The sequence below is a fragment of the Velazquezella soli genome, assembly GCF_977018685.1.
In genome coordinates this window covers 1,779,152-1,793,974 of sequence record NZ_CDRNXF010000004.1, presented here as the reverse complement: position 1 = coordinate 1,793,974, position 14,823 = coordinate 1,779,152, and the positions used below count along the sequence as shown (strand labels likewise).

At 59.8% G+C, this 14,823-nt stretch carries 15 protein-coding genes and 1 tRNA gene; 5 read left to right on the top strand and 11 right to left on the bottom strand.

Annotated elements, in window-relative coordinates; all coding sequences use genetic code 11:
- Positions 1 to 8: 8 nt before the first annotated feature.
- Positions 9 to 722, bottom strand: a complete 714-nt coding sequence (locus AC0JZ8_RS12240) for a Crp/Fnr family transcriptional regulator (protein ID WP_471892607.1) — start codon at positions 720 to 722, stop codon at positions 9 to 11.
- 203 nt (positions 723 to 925) lie between these two features.
- On the opposite strand from AC0JZ8_RS12240, the gene AC0JZ8_RS12235 reads away from it, so the two are divergent.
- On the top strand, positions 926 to 1,300 hold the full coding sequence (locus tag AC0JZ8_RS12235) for a response regulator (protein WP_471892606.1): 375 nt from the start codon (positions 926 to 928) through the stop codon (positions 1,298 to 1,300).
- Here AC0JZ8_RS12235 and AC0JZ8_RS12230 read toward each other — a convergent pair.
- From AC0JZ8_RS12230 to AC0JZ8_RS12220, 3 genes are all read right to left on the bottom strand, one after another.
- On the bottom strand, positions 1,297 to 2,001 hold the full coding sequence (locus AC0JZ8_RS12230; protein WP_062581192.1) for a Crp/Fnr family transcriptional regulator: 705 nt from the start codon (positions 1,999 to 2,001) through the stop codon (positions 1,297 to 1,299). The two genes, AC0JZ8_RS12235 and AC0JZ8_RS12230, sit on opposite strands and share 4 nt — an antisense overlap.
- An 80-nt stretch (positions 2,002 to 2,081) precedes the next feature.
- Positions 2,082 to 2,729 (bottom strand): nucleoside triphosphate hydrolase, encoded by a 648-nt coding sequence (locus AC0JZ8_RS12225; protein ID WP_471892605.1) that lies wholly within the window; start codon positions 2,727 to 2,729, stop codon positions 2,082 to 2,084.
- Positions 2,730 to 2,778: 49 nt separating this feature from the next.
- Positions 2,779 to 3,441 carry a phosphatase PAP2 family protein gene (locus tag AC0JZ8_RS12220; RefSeq protein ID WP_062457946.1) on the bottom strand — a complete coding sequence of 221 codons (663 nt, stop codon included), beginning with the start codon at positions 3,439 to 3,441 and terminating at the stop codon, positions 2,779 to 2,781.
- 271 nt (positions 3,442 to 3,712) lie between these two features.
- On the opposite strand from AC0JZ8_RS12220, the gene AC0JZ8_RS12215 reads away from it, so the two are divergent.
- Positions 3,713 to 5,095 (top strand): sensor histidine kinase, encoded by a 1,383-nt coding sequence (locus AC0JZ8_RS12215; RefSeq protein WP_246453680.1) that lies wholly within the window; start codon positions 3,713 to 3,715, stop codon positions 5,093 to 5,095.
- The gene (locus AC0JZ8_RS12210) at positions 5,092 to 5,757 is read left to right on the top strand and encodes a response regulator (RefSeq protein WP_062455995.1); all 666 of its coding nucleotides are present in this window, start codon (positions 5,092 to 5,094) and stop codon (positions 5,755 to 5,757) included. Before AC0JZ8_RS12215 ends, AC0JZ8_RS12210 begins: the two co-directional genes overlap by 4 nt.
- Before the next feature lie 11 nt (positions 5,758 to 5,768).
- On the opposite strand, the gene AC0JZ8_RS12205 is transcribed toward AC0JZ8_RS12210, so the two are convergent.
- A complete protein-coding gene (locus AC0JZ8_RS12205) occupies positions 5,769 to 6,455 on the bottom strand; it encodes a hypothetical protein (RefSeq protein WP_471892604.1) in 687 nt (228 codons plus the stop codon).
- Between the two features lie 391 nt (positions 6,456 to 6,846).
- Between AC0JZ8_RS12205 and AC0JZ8_RS12200 the strand changes: the two genes are divergently transcribed.
- Positions 6,847 to 7,245 carry a DUF1236 domain-containing protein gene (locus AC0JZ8_RS12200; protein WP_062455989.1) on the top strand — a complete coding sequence of 133 codons (399 nt, stop codon included), beginning with the start codon at positions 6,847 to 6,849 and terminating at the stop codon, positions 7,243 to 7,245.
- A gap of 281 nt (positions 7,246 to 7,526) precedes the next feature.
- Positions 7,527 to 8,186, top strand: a complete 660-nt coding sequence (locus tag AC0JZ8_RS12195) for a peroxiredoxin (protein ID WP_092660551.1) — start codon at positions 7,527 to 7,529, stop codon at positions 8,184 to 8,186.
- Positions 8,187 to 8,251: 65 nt separating this feature from the next.
- Here AC0JZ8_RS12195 and AC0JZ8_RS12190 read toward each other — a convergent pair whose 3' ends face one another.
- From AC0JZ8_RS12190 to AC0JZ8_RS12165, 6 genes are all read right to left on the bottom strand, one after another.
- Complete coding sequence (locus AC0JZ8_RS12190) at positions 8,252 to 8,530, bottom strand: hypothetical protein (RefSeq protein ID WP_062581198.1); 279 nt, start codon at positions 8,528 to 8,530, stop codon at positions 8,252 to 8,254.
- Positions 8,531 to 8,656: 126 nt separating this feature from the next.
- Positions 8,657 to 8,746: transfer RNA gene (locus AC0JZ8_RS12185), tRNA-Ser, on the bottom strand.
- A gap of 112 nt (positions 8,747 to 8,858) precedes the next feature.
- On the bottom strand, positions 8,859 to 9,914 hold the full coding sequence (locus AC0JZ8_RS12180; protein WP_471892603.1) for a DUF2218 domain-containing protein: 1,056 nt from the start codon (positions 9,912 to 9,914) through the stop codon (positions 8,859 to 8,861).
- 113 nt (positions 9,915 to 10,027) lie between these two features.
- Complete coding sequence (locus AC0JZ8_RS12175) at positions 10,028 to 12,202, bottom strand: TonB-dependent siderophore receptor (protein ID WP_471892602.1); 2,175 nt, start codon at positions 12,200 to 12,202, stop codon at positions 10,028 to 10,030.
- A gap of 140 nt (positions 12,203 to 12,342) precedes the next feature.
- Entirely contained in the window at positions 12,343 to 13,230 is an 888-nt protein-coding gene (locus AC0JZ8_RS12170) for a helix-turn-helix domain-containing protein (RefSeq protein WP_471892601.1), read from the bottom strand.
- A 145-nt stretch (positions 13,231 to 13,375) separates the two neighbouring features.
- On the bottom strand, positions 13,376 to 14,809 hold the full coding sequence (locus AC0JZ8_RS12165; RefSeq protein ID WP_471892600.1) for an aldehyde dehydrogenase family protein: 1,434 nt from the start codon (positions 14,807 to 14,809) through the stop codon (positions 13,376 to 13,378).
- Positions 14,810 to 14,823 lie beyond the last annotated feature (14 nt).

The following is a 14,823-nucleotide window of genomic DNA, read 5'->3' as shown; positions in this document are numbered from 1 at the left end:
GTCGACTTCTACCTCAAGGGTCCGATCAGACGCTCGTATTCCCGCTCGCATTCCCCGTAGGCATCTTTGGCGAAATCCTCGAGTGCGCTACGGTCTCTGACGATGATCATGCCACGCTCGGAGTAGATCAGCTTGCGACCTTCGAGCAGATGCAGTGCCGTCGTCACGCTCGGTCGGCGGACAGCCAACATGATCGAGAGGAATTCGTGGGTAAGGCTGATCTCGTCGCCGTCGGTCCGATCGTGACACATCAGGATCCACCGGGCCAGACGTTCGTCGATGTGATGGACGGCGTTGGACAGTGACGTGTAGGCCCCCTGGACCGACAGGGCCTGGCTGTAGCGCGTCAGAAGGTTGAGACAGGCGCGATCCTTCAAAGCCAGCTTCAACTGATCTGAGGCCAGACGGTAACCACGGCCCTCCACTTGCATAAAGATCGAATAGGGGTCCGATTCCGCGTCAAGGACCATCGCCGTGGGGGTCATTCCGTCGCGACCAAAAATTCCGATCTCAGCATGCTGCCCTTTCGGAGACCTCGCCACAATCGAGGCGATACCGGATTCCGGGAAATAGGCGTGCAGGGGCGTTTCGTTCGGAGCCGATAGCTCGGTTCCGCGCGGAAGATCGACATGTTCGAGATGCGGCGCAATTGCTTCGAAGCTTTCTCGGGGCATCAGCCGGAGAAGCGAATTCCGGACCGTATCTTTCTGAATGTCACCCATCGCCAACCCTTGAAGGCAGAGACCAGCCTGCTCGGCCTATGGAGATATCTCCGCCTGAATAGAAAGATTCCATCTATGTCCATAAAATAAGCGAGACAACCCGCTTCCCAACGTCGGTACGCTATCAGACCAACGGACAAAGTCCGAAGCAAATTGATTAGAACGAATCCGCGCTTTCAACACAGTGACCCTTTGGAACTGGTTTGTCGAAACATATGATTTTATTGCTTGAAGATCAGCCGCTCATTTCGTTGGATATCGAGGACGCGCTCGGGGCTGCTGGGCTGAATAACGTCATCAATCTGCGCTCGAAACAAGCTGCGCTGGAATGGCTGCGGAAGAATGTTCCGAGCATTGTCATTCTCGATCTTCATCTGACCGATGGTGATTGCTACGCGGTCATCCAGGTGTTGCATGACGCTCGCATCCCATTCGTGGTCTACTCGGGCAGTGAAAAGCCGCAGGACTGGGAAAACGAGCTCTTCAGCGATGGCCTCTGGATTGACAAGCCGGCCGATCCAGCGTTCATCGTTTCCGTCGTCAAGCAGAAGCTCGCCGCGGTTTCAGCCAGAGCTTAGACTGACGCTGACATCTCCATCACGCGCTGATATTCAACCTCACCTCCGCCATAGCAGTCGGCTGCGAGTTTCTCCAGCGCCGGACGGTCTCGCACGACAATCGTTCCCCGATACGAATGGATCATTTGCCGACCTTCGAGTACATGCAGCGATGTCGTTACACTCGGACGCCGGACGGCAAGCATGATTGCCAGGAATTCGTGCGTGAGGTTGACTTCGTCGCTTCCAGTGCGGTCGTGACACATCAGGATCCATCGGGCCAGACGCTGCTCAATCGTCTGGGTGGCATTGGTCAGCGCAGTCAGGGCAACTTGCACCGAAGAAACATGCGCCCACCGGAAAAAGACCCGGCGTATCTCCGGCCTGCTCCAGATGAGGTCAACCAGCTGCCCGACCTCGATGCGTGCGCCGTGTCCCGGAACCTGCATGATGACCTTGTACGGGTTGCGATCGGATCCCAGTATCGCCGACGCGGGAGACATGCCTTCCCGCCCGAACAGTCCGATCTCGGACTGCTTGCCGCGCGCAGAGATCGCGACGGTCGACCCGATCCCGGAATAGGGGAAATAGCAGTATCGGTCGACTTCGTCCGGCCCGGAAAGGAGCATGCCCTGCGGCAATTCGAGCTCCTCCATGCAGCGTTCCGCGTGCGAGTAGTCGTCCTCGGACAACAGGGATAGCAGCGTGTTGGGTGATCGCATTGGTTTTCACCCGTCCTCTGTGATCGTTACCCTGTTATATTTGGATCACGAAGTCGATCTGTGTAGCCCCCCGGGAGCACTTATCGTGCGGCTTCGAGATCCAGTCTTTCGAGAACCAGATCGGCGCCCTTCGATTTTTCCAGCACCAACCGAACATTCGGCATGTCGTTTCCGTGGATCTTGTCTTCGAACGCCTGGCCGGACAGACCGTAGAACGTCCATCGCGCCTCCAGACGCCGCTGCAACTCCTCGATCGGCGGGGCAAGCAGGATCCGGTAGTCGAACAGCGGTGCAAGACGCTCCCAGCCACCCTCGCCCAGGAGAAGATAGTTGCCCTCGATCACGATGAACCGATGGCGTGGCGAGACGACCCGTGCCGCAGCGATCGCCAGTTCGCGCGACCTGTCGAACACGGGCACGAGCACTTCATCTTCGGCCGCTTTCACGGCCTGGACGACATCGATAAAACCGCGCAGGTCGAACGTATTGGGCGCGCCCTTGCGGGCGAGCAATTCGCGCTCCTTGAGAATGCCGTTGTCCATGTGGAAACCATCCATTGGCAGGACTTCGGCTGTCTCCCCGCGTCCGGAGAGCTTGGATGCCAGAATGTCGGCCAGTGTCGACTTCCCCGCTCCGGGCGGTCCTGCGACCGCGATGAGCGAGCGAGACTTTCCCTCCTCCGTCTTCAGGATAAGGTCGCACAGTTCGTCGAGTTGCATGTCCGCCATCACTATTGCCTTTTCGTTTGCCCACTCATTCCCGACGCGGTAGCTTCATTCAAGATGCGCGTGACGAAATATACCGTCGTGCGACAATCCAGCAGCCGGCAGCCCAGGCTGCACCCGCACACCACCCCGCCATCACGTCTGTTGGATAGTGAACGCCGAGATAGAGGCGGCTGAGACCGACAAGCAGGGTCAGCAGGATGCCGGTCGCGAGGAAAAAGATGCGGGTCGAGCGATATTGTTCGGCACGTGACAGCAGCGCCGCAAGGGTGAGATAGGTCACCGCCGAAAGCATCGCATGCCCGCTCGGGAAGCTCAGGTCGTGGACATTGACGAGATGCGGTACGATGTCCGGCCTAGGCCGCGCCACGCCGAGCTTGAGAAGGTTGCTGAGCAGCCAACCGCCGAGAATGGATAGAAACATGAAGACGGCGATCGAGCGGCGGCCCGCGAGCAGAAGATAGATCGTGGCAAGCACGGTCATAAGCGATAGCACGGTAATGCCGCCAAGCGCGGTGATGTCACCGACGGCATGGGTCAGCCAATAGGGCCCGATGGGCACCGAAGGGTCGCCTGCCTGGCGCAGAGCAAGCAGTATCCGTTCGTCGAATTCGTGCGTTTCGCCATCGATCACGATACCGGTCAGGCTGATGAACAGGAAGAGGCTACCGGCCAGGAGTGAGAACATGATCAGGCCAAGAGGCTCAAACGTCATGAACCGCTCGGCAATGATCGTTCTCAGGCGTTGCAGCACGGCATCGTCTCCGGGTTTGCATCATCAGCCGCGATGGCGACGACGTCGTTGTCGGTTTCATTGCTGCAACAGATAGGCAGGAGAGACGTGAAGGCAAAGAAGGTGCATGAAGAATGTGTTGTGGAGGCATCATCGCTCCTTTCACGACACGGCCACAATTGATCCGGCTTTCGGCTGCCATAGGTATGGCTCAATCAATCGAGGCCCCGGGGCATTGCTGAAGACAGGAATTTTGGAACGCTGGAACCAACAGACGCTGGCGCGGCAATTTCTGTTTGCCGGCGGCATCGTGTCCATCGTTGCAATGCTGCTGGTCGGCGCCTTCGTGACGAACCTCATCGAGGATGCGGTCACACGCAATTCTGCGGCCACCACCGCACTCTATGTCGATAGCATCATTGCGCCGATCCTGCCGGATCTCAAGACAACGGACACGCTCGACGACGTGACCAACCGCGTTCTCGACGAAACCTTCGGTCAGGGCGCTCTCGGGAAGCAGGTCGTCTCCTTCAGGCTATGGCGCGCAGACGGCACCGTTCTCTATGCGACGGACAAAACGATCCAGGGCAAACGTTTCCCGCCGGGCAAGGATCTGACCGCAGCCTTTTCCGGCAAGATGGTCGCACAGTTCGACTATGTCGATGATGCCGAAAGTTTCGATCAGCGCAGTTTCGGAAAGCCGCTTCTCGAAATCTACAATCCGATTCTGCAGCCGTGGTCCGGCGAGGTGATCGCGGTCACGGAATTCTACGAGATCGCCGATGATTTCCAGCAAAGCCTGTCGCAGGCGCGCCTTCAGAGCTGGCTGGCCGTCGCCGGGGTCACGACGACGTTCTTCCTGCTTTTGTCGGCGATCGTCTTCAAGGGCAGCCGGATGATCGAGGCGCAGCAGCGCAGCCTCACGGAGCGGGTGGTGGACCTGCAGAGCCTGCTGACCCAGAACAGGACCTTGCACAGCCGTGCACAGCGCGCGTCGCAACGCGCAACAGCGTTGAACGAAGGCTACCTCCGGCGGCTGGGCGCCGACCTGCATGACGGCCCCGCCCAGCTTGTCGCCTATGCGGCGCTGCGCGTCGACAGCGCGCTCCTGGTCGATCCGGAAGCTCCCCGCGATGTCCGGGAAGCGGAGATTACTGCAATCAAGGCGCGCTTGCAGGAAGCGATGGATGAGATCCGCAGCATCTGCAGCGGGCTTGTCCTGCCGCAGATCGAGACGGCAGCTGTGCCGGAAATCCTCGAAAAGGTCGTTGGCGCTCACCGCGAGCGGACTGCGGCGACCGTTGACCTCAAGATCGCATCGCCCGCCAGACCGCTTCTTCCTTCCGCCAAGATCTGTATCTACCGCTTTGTCCAGGAAGCGTTGAACAACGGATACAGGCACGCCGCTGGCGCAAACCAGACAGTCACCCAAACCTACGAAGGCAACATGATCATTGTCGAGGTAAGCGACGATGGACCCGGCTTCGACAAATCCACTATGAGGCCGGAAGGATTAGGGATCGCTGGTCTCAGGGAGCGGATTGAAAGCCTCGGGGGAACCTTTGATCTCGCGACGTCTTCTCGTGGAACAACGGTCAGAATGTCGCTGAACGTTCATGAATCGGAGCATGTATGAAAGCCCCAACCAGAATAGCCGTCATCGACGACCATCCGCTGTTTCGCGAGGGAGTGATCCGCAGCCTCTCTGAAATGGAGGGTTTCGAGATCGTGGCGGAAGGTGGCTCTAAGGACGAGGCGCTTCATATCGTCGAGCATATACGCCCCGACGTGATGCTGATGGACATCTCGATGCCCGGAAACGGACTGCAGGCTGTCGCCGGCGCCGTCGAGGCCTGGCCCCCTATCAAGATCGTCATGCTGACCGTATCGGAAGCCAACGAGGACATTGCAGGTGCCCTGAAGCTTGGAGCCAAAGGCTATGTTCTGAAAGGCATCGGATCCCGCGAACTGGCCGATGTCGTCCGCACCGTTGCCTCTGGAGAACCCTACCTGGCCCCTAGCCTCTCCGCCCGGCTTCTCGCCGGCATGGCAAAGGAACGGGAAAATGCCGCCAAGCAGGATCTGATGGCGGAATTGACGGATCGCGAACAGGAAGTCCTCAACCTCGTGGCATCGGGTCTCAGCAACAAGCGGGTGGCGCAACTGCTCGATCTGCATGAGAAGACGGTCAAGCACCACATGACGCGCATTCTGTCGAAACTCAAAGTCTCCAACCGCACCGAAGCAGCGCTGGCCCTTAGGGATGCGACCGAAAGTCGGACGGGCGGAGCAGCCTAGCGCGTTATCCGTTAGCGGCTCAGCGTCTCAAGTCTCTTTCGGTCCGATCGTGTGGCCTCGCGGTTCACGATCGGTCTTTGCCGTGAATCCCGCATCTCGTACCGATCGCCTGAGATCCGCTCTGTGGTTCCGTTCGCATGACGAACAGACAGCGAGCGCGAATTCTTAGAGGTCTTCTTCCGTCCTTCGGCCGAGACGTCCGGTGTCTCGGGTGTCGTCCCGATCGCATTGTCCTTTTGGGTGCCGGTGTTCTGCGGTCCATCAGTCACGGTTCCATTCGCCGGAGCATCCGAGGGTGTCCCCGACGTACCGGCATTTTGCGCGTCCCCGCGATTGCCCTCTCCCGGCGCACCGCTACCAGAGCCGCCCTTGCCCCCGTCACCCTTCGATCCGCCATCCGAGCCGTCACCCGCTGAGCCGCCGCCCTGCCCTGACCCGCCTTGGCCTGAACCACCTGGGCCAGAGCCACCCGAGCCAGAACCACCTTGCCCCGAGCCACCCTGACCCGAGCCTCCCTTGCCACCATTACCGCCGGCTCCGCCACCAGACCCTGCACCGCCATTGCCTTGCGCCTGTGCCTGGGCGATCCCGATTAGCATTCCATCCGACGCCACATCGAAACGAAGCTGCGCAGGCAGAAACACCGTGACGAATGCTGCGGTGGTGACGGCGGTGAGTATGTCTCGGCGTGTGATCATCTGTTGGCTCTTCAAATATGCCGTGACAACCGGCGCAATGCCCGTCGTATCGGCCTCTTGCCACATGAGGTGTCAGCATCCCGCCTGCGCAGGTGCACTGAATATTTGAAATCCACCGGCCGCCGGAATTGTTCCGTCTTTTCCGTCTCTTCGGCAAGATCCGGCATGTCTCAGCCTTTGGTCCCATACCGCACAGGACTGAAGCCCAATGGCTGGAACGAACCATCCGTTCGGCCATTGTCAGGTCGTATCAAGGCGCTGAACACATTATCCTTTTGGGTATCAGGACATCGCTATACTCATCCAGAACGGGGTCGAAAACGACCGTTGCATCTGGCGGAACATAAAACTGCCGGGCCGGTCCCGTCGCAGGCATCGAAAGGTAAACGTTATGAAAACGAAGATCCTCGTTCTTTCTACCCTTCTTAGCATCGGCATTGCGCCGGTCGCTATGGCGCAGCAGGGCACGGTTAATGGTGCAGCAGGCGGCGCGGTTACCGGCGCAATCGTCGGCGGACCAGTCGGCGCAGCCGTTGGTGGCGTCGCTGGCGCGATCGTCGGCAGCGCAATCGATCCGCCGCCGCAGCGCGTCGTCACCTATGTCGAGCAGCAGCCGATGCCAACCGAACGCGTCGTCGTCAAGGAGCGCATCGTGGTCGGCCAGGCGGTTCCTGAAACCGTCGTTCTCTCGCAGATCCCAGAAGCGCCGGAATATTCCTACACGGTCGTCAACGAGGAACGCGTGATCGTCGATCCGCAGACCCGTAAGGTCGTCCAGATCATCCGCTAATTGCGGACGAAGGATTTCCCGTCAGCCTCGCCTTCCGAAAGGAATGCGGGGCTGATTTGCATTCAGATGCCGGTCATCGGCGACGAACTCAGACCGCGCAATGCGACTTCGATATCGTTACTCGATGCGCAACTTTTCGCCCCATCTCGCTCGCAATTTGGAACAAACGTGGTGGTATTCAGTGGGCCGACCGCTAATATCCAACGTGACCCAAAGGCGGTGCCCGACCGGGTATGTCGCCGTCACCGATCACAATGCGAAAAGCACTGGAGGACTTCACCATGAGCCTGCGTATCAACGACATCGCCCCGGACTTTACTGCCGAAACAACCCAAGGCACGATTGAATTCCACAACTGGATCGGCGACGGCTGGGCGGTTCTGTTTTCCCACCCCAAGAACTTCACGCCCGTCTGCACCACCGAACTCGGCACGATGGCGGGGCTCGAAGGCGAATTCACGAAACGCGGCGTCAAGATTGTCGGCATCTCGGTCGATCCCGTCGAAAGCCACGGCAAGTGGAAGGACGATATTCGCACGGCAACCGGCTACGATGTCGATTATCCGTTGATCGGCGACAAGGATCTGAACGTCGCGAAACTCTACGACATGCTGCCGGCAAGCGCCGGGTCATCGTCTGAGGGCCGCACACCTGCAGACAACGCGACGGTACGTTCCGTCTACGTCATCGGTCCAGACAAGAAGATCAAACTGATCCTCACTTACCCGATGACAACAGGTCGCAATTTCAATGAAATCTTGAGGGCGATCGATTCGATCCAGCTGACGTCAAAGCATCAGGTCGCAACGCCCGCCAACTGGCAGCAGGGCGACGATGTGATCATTACGGCAGGGGTTTCGAATGAGGATGCGCTTGCGCGTTTTGGATCGTTCGACACAGTTCTTCCGTATCTGCGCAAGACGAAGCAGCCGTCGGCCTGAGCCCTACGGTCCCCAATGTGCAAACAGGCGCATGGAAGAAATCCATGCGCCTGTTTCAGGTCTTATTAGTCGCGCTCAGCGGCACTATACAGAAGGAAGCCGATCGCGGCTCCAATCGCAAGCGCGCCGACGAGTGCACCGGTTGCGGTACCCGGGTTGCGGCGTACGACCTCCGAAATGTCATGGCTGCCGTGCTGCAACTGCCGCGCCACCTGACGGGCACGCGGCGCGAGATAGCTGGATGCCTCGCTTGCCGAAGAGCTGGCCTGTTTCATGAGAGCCGAACGCAGGTCGGCGAGCTGATCGGACAGACGATCGATGTCGGAGGAAATATCGCGAGCCATGGGGTATCCTTCTTGATAGGTGAATGACTATCAACGGGTACGTCGCGAGGTGGTTCCTGACTTATCTTTCTGAAGGTACAAAAGTTCCCAGAAAAGATGTCGAGACGAAACGATCTGGGAAAATAGTGGCGGAGAAGATGGGATTCGAACCCACGATACCCTTCCGGGTATACTCCCTTAGCAGGGGAGCGCCTTCGACCACTCGGCCACCTCTCCGCACCGTTCCCTAAAAGGGAACGATGGCGTCCTATCTGCTTCGCCATGCCGGCGTCAACCATGTTGCCGCTCACACCCGACGATTCGGGCCTTTGCCCCACGGCAATCGCTCTCAGTGCTTGTTCTCGCCCCAGTATCCGATCACGCACATGCGCTTCTTGTCGTGGCCGCGGGACTTGAGATGATTGCGGATCGGCCGAGCTTCGGACTTCTCGCATCCGATCCAGATAAAGGTGTCGGGCCCCGCCTGCTCGATGACAGGAAGAACGACGGGACCGAGGATCCCGGCTTTGCCAGGCGCAATCCCCTTGCGATGCAGCCACGTGATCTCGACCGACGCCCTGGAGCAGAGCGGCAACTGATCGGCAACGTCGTCGACTTCGATAAACACCTGCAGCCGCGCATCGGCAGGCGCTTCGGCCAGAATGCGGGAAATCGCCGGCAAGGCCGTATCGTCGCCGGCAAGGATCATGTGCCGGGCATCCGGCAAACCGCCGCCGCCGGGTCCGAGCAGACCTGCGACATCGCCCGGTTCGGCATGGCGGCCGAACTCGGCACCGGGCATCGGTCGGCCGTCGCTTTCGTGTAGAACGAAGTCGATATCCATCTCGCCGCGGACCACATCGACGCTGCGGATCGTGTAGATGCGGATCACCATTTCGTCTTCGCCGTTCAGCCAGCCGAGGCGACCATCCGCACGGGTAACCGGCCAGACGGGCTTGCGGCCCTTCTTCGGGATCAGCAGGCGAATGTGGTAGTCGGCGCCGACGAACCGGGCAATGTCGTCGCAGGCAAGCGTCAGGCGGCGCATATGCGGCGTTACATGCCGTGCGGCAACGACGCGAATTTCGGTAAGGCCCGGGATCGGCGTCAGGACCGCTTCGTCATGCCAGTTCAGCTCAAGCGGCTCTTCGCCGGCAAACATGAAAAGATGCTCGGCAATCGAGCTGCGCACGAGCTGCAGCAACTGCGCCGACGGGCAGGAAATATCGATCGAAAGGCAGCCGCCCTGCTTGCGGATATTGGCTTCGCCAACCTCGCTTGCGAGATTGACGTGGTCGCCGTCGCGCTTGACCTCGCTATGCTCGACGAAATGTTCGCAGATTTCGCACAGCATGCGCTCCGGGTCGACCGGAATTGCCTGGCCGGAAAGCGTAAACCTGTCCATCAACATTCCCGCCGCGCTCCTCTGCGCTCACCCGTTCGTCAACAGTCTCATGAGCCGGTCAGTGTGAAAGGCCCCGTAGGGCCTTCCTGCTAAAGTTTACTCAGTTTGTCAAGTTACCAAACCTTACTGACTTTCAAGGTCAGCGTACGGGCTTCGCCGTAGCCGCAGAAATACATCGTGTTGCAGCCTGCGACGTATTCCTTGTCGAACAGGTTGGTCACGTTGAGAGCAGCTTTCCAGTCGTTCTTTTCATAGCGGATACCCGCATCGAACACGGTCGCATCCTTCACGCGAAGCGTATTGGCGTCGTCAGCCCAAGACTCGCCGCGGTAGCGCACGCCGGCCCCGAGACCCAGGCCTGCGAGCGGTCCGTCCGTGACCGTGTAGTCCAGCCAGAGCGAAGTCTGCGCGTTCGGCACCACCGCCGGCGTATTGCCCTCCAGCGAGGAATCGCCAGGGTTTTCGGTGAACTCGAGATCGGTGTAGGAGGCGGCAGCGATGAGCTTCCAGTTGCGATCGAGATTGAACTTGCCTTCGAGTTCAACACCGCGTGAGCGGACTTCGCCGAGCTGACGGTCACCGATGGCCGGGACACTGACCGTGTAGTTCTGCTTGTCGATCTGGAATACAGACGCCGTCAGACTTCCGTCGAGCCAGGTCGGCTCGTACTTGACGCCGGCCTCGTACTGCTCGCCTTCTTCGGGCTTCAGCGCGCCATCCGCACCGGTGCCGACAAGCGGGCTGAAGAAGGTGGCGACGCTGGCATAGGGCGTCACACCGTTTTCGAATTCGTAGGCGATGCCCGCACGGCCGCTCCAGGCGGTATCGTTCAGTTCGGCATCACCGGTGCCGAGGCGGTCGTCAACCTCGCTTTCGAGATAGTCGAAGCGACCGTTGAGTGTGGCGACCCAACCTCCGCCGAACTTGATCTGATCCTGAACATAAGCACCGACCTGATTGATCGTATAGACCTGATGCGTCGACGGCACGAGCGTCGGGTTTGGCAGGTCATTGCTCGGGTTGAGCGGATCGTATTGCGGCGGATAGGCTCCGAACGCTGTCGCCAGCTGATCGTTATCGAGACGATAATAGCGGTAATCCACGCCGACCATGACCTTGTGGCTGGCGCCGCCAAGCTCGAACTCGTTCTCCAACCGGTTATCGACATTGAAGGAGTCGGCCGAAGACCGCACATCATCGGCGTAGGTCAGCACCAGGCCATCGGTCTGGGACAGGAAGTCGAATGCGTAGATCTGGCGTTCGCGCTTGTCGAGATGCGCGTAGCGCAGGTTCTGCGTGAACTTCCAGCCGCTGTCGAATTCGTGCTCGAACTCGTAGCCGACCATTGCCTGGGTTGAGCGACCGATATCGAAATCGGGGTCGCCGACAAACACGTCTCGGTCAAGCTTGCCGAACACGGGATTGTTTTCCACCGTGCCGGTATAGGGCAGCAGACCGTTGGACGTATGGGTCTGATCGAGCTTGCTGACGGAGCCCCAGACATTGAGGCTGGTCGTGTCGGTCGGCTGGAATGTGATCTGCGGCATGAACACGCCGCGGATATCATCCTGCTCATCCGAATAGCCCTGGCCGCCGGAAAGCTTGCCCGTGAAGCGGTAGCTGACGACATCGCTGCCGAGCGCCTTGTCCGAGAAGTCGAAGCCTGCATAACCGCTGCCGTTGCTGTCCACTCCGAGCTCGGTGTAGAAATAGGGCTCGTCCGTGGGGCGCTTGCGCACCAGGTTCACGACACCGCCGGCATTGGCGCCCCCGAGCAGAACCGATGCCGGGCCTTTAAGAACTTCCACGCGCTCCAGCAGGAACGGATCGATCTGGAAATTGCCGAAAGCGTGACTGGTCAGAGCCAGATTGTCGTAGAAGAGACCCGTCTGCGAAGCGTTGAAGCCGCGCACAAAAATCCAGTCGGTATCGGGATCCGAACCGTAAGGCTGCGCAAAGACGCCGGGCGTATAGAGAAGCGCCTGATCGACCTTATCGACGACGCCTCGATCCTCCAGTTCCTCGCGCCCGACGACGGATACGGACTGCGGAATTTCATTGATCGGCGTATCGGTCTTGGACCCCGTCGTGGTCTGCTTGGCGACGTAACCCTCAACAGGGCCGGTACCGCCGCCTTCCGTTCCTTGGCCCTCGATCACGATCGGTGCAAGCGTTGTCCCCTCGCTCTGCACCTGCGCCCGCGCGCTAAAGGATGCGCTGAGCGCCATCAGGGCAACCCCTGCCCCAAGCGCCGCCTTCACCTTGTTCTTCCCCACAATTCCACTCATATTCGCCCCACTCACGCCGCCACACTACCTGGCACAATAGATGAGTGTTTAACTCAAATTAAAAGCCGTCGCTTGCCCGCATCCGCGATATTTGAACGATCTTGGGCAAAGTTCGCCGACGGGACCTCGCCACCGCCGATTCAAATCGAGTGTGACTTTTTCCATTTCGACGGCGTGGTGCCCACATGCTTGCGGAACACGCGGCTGAAATGGGCGTGATCGGCAAAGCCGCTCTCGACCGCGATTTCGGTCAGCGGCCGGGCGCCGGAAATCAGCATCTGCTTGGCACGGTCGAGACGCGCATTCATCTGCCACTCGTGCGGTGCAAACCCGGTGGATGCCTTGAACGAGTGGCTGAAATGCGATTGCGACAACCCCGTCAGGGTCGCGATCTCCTGCAGCCGAATGCTGCGAAGGCAATTGGCCTCGATGAATTCCACGGCGCGCCGCAACTGCCACGGGGCAAGCGTGCTGCGCTTGCGAGCGTCCGACAGCTTGGCGATCTTCAGCACATCGACGAGCAGCGCGACCGTCAGGCCATCGCCGTAGAGATCATGGAGCGGGTCCGGACTGGCAACTTCCGTCGCGATCAGCTGCGCCAGCGACATCACGCGCGGATCGGCAAACAGAAGATGCGGCTCGGTCAGACGCCGCGGATCGAGTTCGTCCATCAGCCTGCGCCGCAAACCATCCGCATCGAAATGAATGTCGAGGTGCCGCACATACTGGACGTCTTCGATGTCGACCCAGAGATCCATTTCGGCCGGGATATAGGAGATCGGGCTCTCGCAGCTGTCCTGCGGCGAGCCACCCGCCCGCGGACTGCATTTCACCAACGGCCGTCCGCCACCCCGGTGCTCCAGCAGGATGAAAAGCCGCGGATCCTGCGCTACATAGTAGCCACCCGCATGCGGACCGCATTCCACATCCCACAGATCTGCAGTGATCCCATTCCAGTGCCGCCGACGCATGCCGCCGATGACCGAAAAACCTTCGATCTGGTTTCGCATCCGAGGCTGGAAGGTCATGAAGTCACCGTGGCACATTAAACTTGGCTTTGGTTATCAAGTTTAAGCGCGTGCATCAATCCCTGCCAATTGCGGCCGACTGCTGCAGAGGATCACGGTGATTGGACCCGGCGTAACATCCGCTACGCCGGGGCCAAAGTTTTGGTTACGGCAGCGTATAGGCCGTCTTCACGATCGTGAAGAATTCCGCTGCATACTTGCCTTGTTCGCGTGAACCGAACGACGAAGCCTTGCGGCCACCGAACGGAACGTGGAAGTCGACGCCCGCCGTCGGCAGGTTGACCATCACCATCCCGGCTTCGGAGTTCCGCTTGAAATGCGTCGCATGCTTCAGGCTGGTCGTCGCGATGCCGGCGGAAAGGCCGAACGGGGTATCGTTGGCAACGGAGAGCGCCTCGTCGTAATCCTTGACCCGGATGACCGACACGACCGGTCCGAAAATCTCTTCGTGGCTGATGCGCATCTGGTTGGTCGCTTCGGTAAACATCGTCGGCTGAAGATAGAAGCCGGGAGTATCGCGGGACACCACCTCACCGCCGAAGGCAAGCTTGGCGCCTTCGCTTTTGCCGATCTCGATATAGTCGGTATCCTGCTTGAGCTGCCGTTCGTCGACGACGGGACCGATATGCGTGCCGGCCTTCAGCGCGTTGTCAACGATCAGTGACTTCAGCTTGTCGGTCATGGCAGCCACGAACCTGTCGTGAATACCTTCCGTCACGATTAGCCGCGACGATGCCGTGCAGCGCTGGCCGGTGGAGAAGAAGCCGGAATTGGCAGCGGCTTCCACGGCGACCGAAAGATCGGCATCGTCAAGCACCACCATCGGGTTCTTGCCGCCCATTTCCAGCTGGAACTTGCGGTTATGCTCGATCGAGGCAAGCGCCACCCTCTTGCCGGTGCCGGTCGAGCCTGTGAACGTGATACCGCCGAGATCCCGGCTGTCGAGCATGGCCTGACCGACCACCGAGCCGCTTCCCATCACCAGGTTGAGCACGCCCTTCGGCAGGCCGGCGCGGTGGAGAATATCGACGATCGCCCAGGCGCAGCCCGGCACGAGTTCGGCTGGCTTGAACACGACCGTGTTGCCGTAGCAAAGCGCCGGCGCGATCTTCCACGCCGGAATGGCGATCGGAAAATTCCACGGCGTGATGATGCCGATGACGCCGAGCGGTTCGCGGGTAATCTCGACGGTGATGCCCGGCCGTGCCGACGGCACGATCTCGCCGGTCAGGCGCAGCGCTTCGCCCGCGAAGAAATCGAAGATCTGCGCCGCGCGCGTCACTTCGCCGATCGCCTCGGGAAGGATCTTTCCTTCTTCGCGCGCCAGCAGCTTGCCGAGCTCTTCCTTGCGGGCCAGGATCTCGTCCGCGGTCTTTTTCAGGATCGCGTGCCGCTCGAGAATGCCGGAACGCGACCATGCGGGAAACGCAGCCTTGGCGGCCGCGATCGCGGTCTTGGTATCCTCGGCACTCCCCCTTGCATAAAGCCCCACGACATCTTTCGTGTCGGACGGGCTGATATTCTCGGACGCATCCGAGCCGACCCATTCGCCGGCAATCAGGTTCTGGTAGATCGTCATTACAAAATTCCTAT

Excerpts from the sequence above, each read along its gene's own strand:
- AC0JZ8_RS12170 (WP_471892601.1), bottom strand. The coding sequence starts at position 13,230 with ATGACCTTCCAGCCTCGGATGCGAAACCAGATCGAAGGTTTTTCGGTC.
- AC0JZ8_RS12205 (WP_471892604.1), bottom strand. The coding sequence starts at position 6,455 with ATGATCACACGCCGAGACATACTCACCGCCGTCACCACCGCAGCATTC.
- AC0JZ8_RS12180 (WP_471892603.1), bottom strand. The coding sequence starts at position 9,914 with ATGGACAGGTTTACGCTTTCCGGCCAGGCAATTCCGGTCGACCCGGAG.
- AC0JZ8_RS12175 (WP_471892602.1), bottom strand. The coding sequence starts at position 12,202 with ATGAGTGGAATTGTGGGGAAGAACAAGGTGAAGGCGGCGCTTGGGGCA.
- AC0JZ8_RS12230 (WP_062581192.1), bottom strand. The coding sequence starts at position 2,001 with ATGCGATCACCCAACACGCTGCTATCCCTGTTGTCCGAGGACGACTAC.
- AC0JZ8_RS12210 (WP_062455995.1), top strand. The coding sequence starts at position 5,092 with ATGAAAGCCCCAACCAGAATAGCCGTCATCGACGACCATCCGCTGTTT.
- AC0JZ8_RS12225 (WP_471892605.1), bottom strand. The coding sequence starts at position 2,729 with ATGGCGGACATGCAACTCGACGAACTGTGCGACCTTATCCTGAAGACG.
- AC0JZ8_RS12195 (WP_092660551.1), top strand. The coding sequence starts at position 7,527 with ATGAGCCTGCGTATCAACGACATCGCCCCGGACTTTACTGCCGAAACA.
- AC0JZ8_RS12200 (WP_062455989.1), top strand. The coding sequence starts at position 6,847 with ATGAAAACGAAGATCCTCGTTCTTTCTACCCTTCTTAGCATCGGCATT.
- AC0JZ8_RS12165 (WP_471892600.1), bottom strand. The coding sequence starts at position 14,809 with ATGACGATCTACCAGAACCTGATTGCCGGCGAATGGGTCGGCTCGGAT.
- AC0JZ8_RS12190 (WP_062581198.1), bottom strand. The coding sequence starts at position 8,530 with ATGGCTCGCGATATTTCCTCCGACATCGATCGTCTGTCCGATCAGCTC.
- AC0JZ8_RS12220 (WP_062457946.1), bottom strand. The coding sequence starts at position 3,441 with ATGACGTTTGAGCCTCTTGGCCTGATCATGTTCTCACTCCTGGCCGGT.
- AC0JZ8_RS12240 (WP_471892607.1), bottom strand. The coding sequence starts at position 722 with ATGGGTGACATTCAGAAAGATACGGTCCGGAATTCGCTTCTCCGGCTG.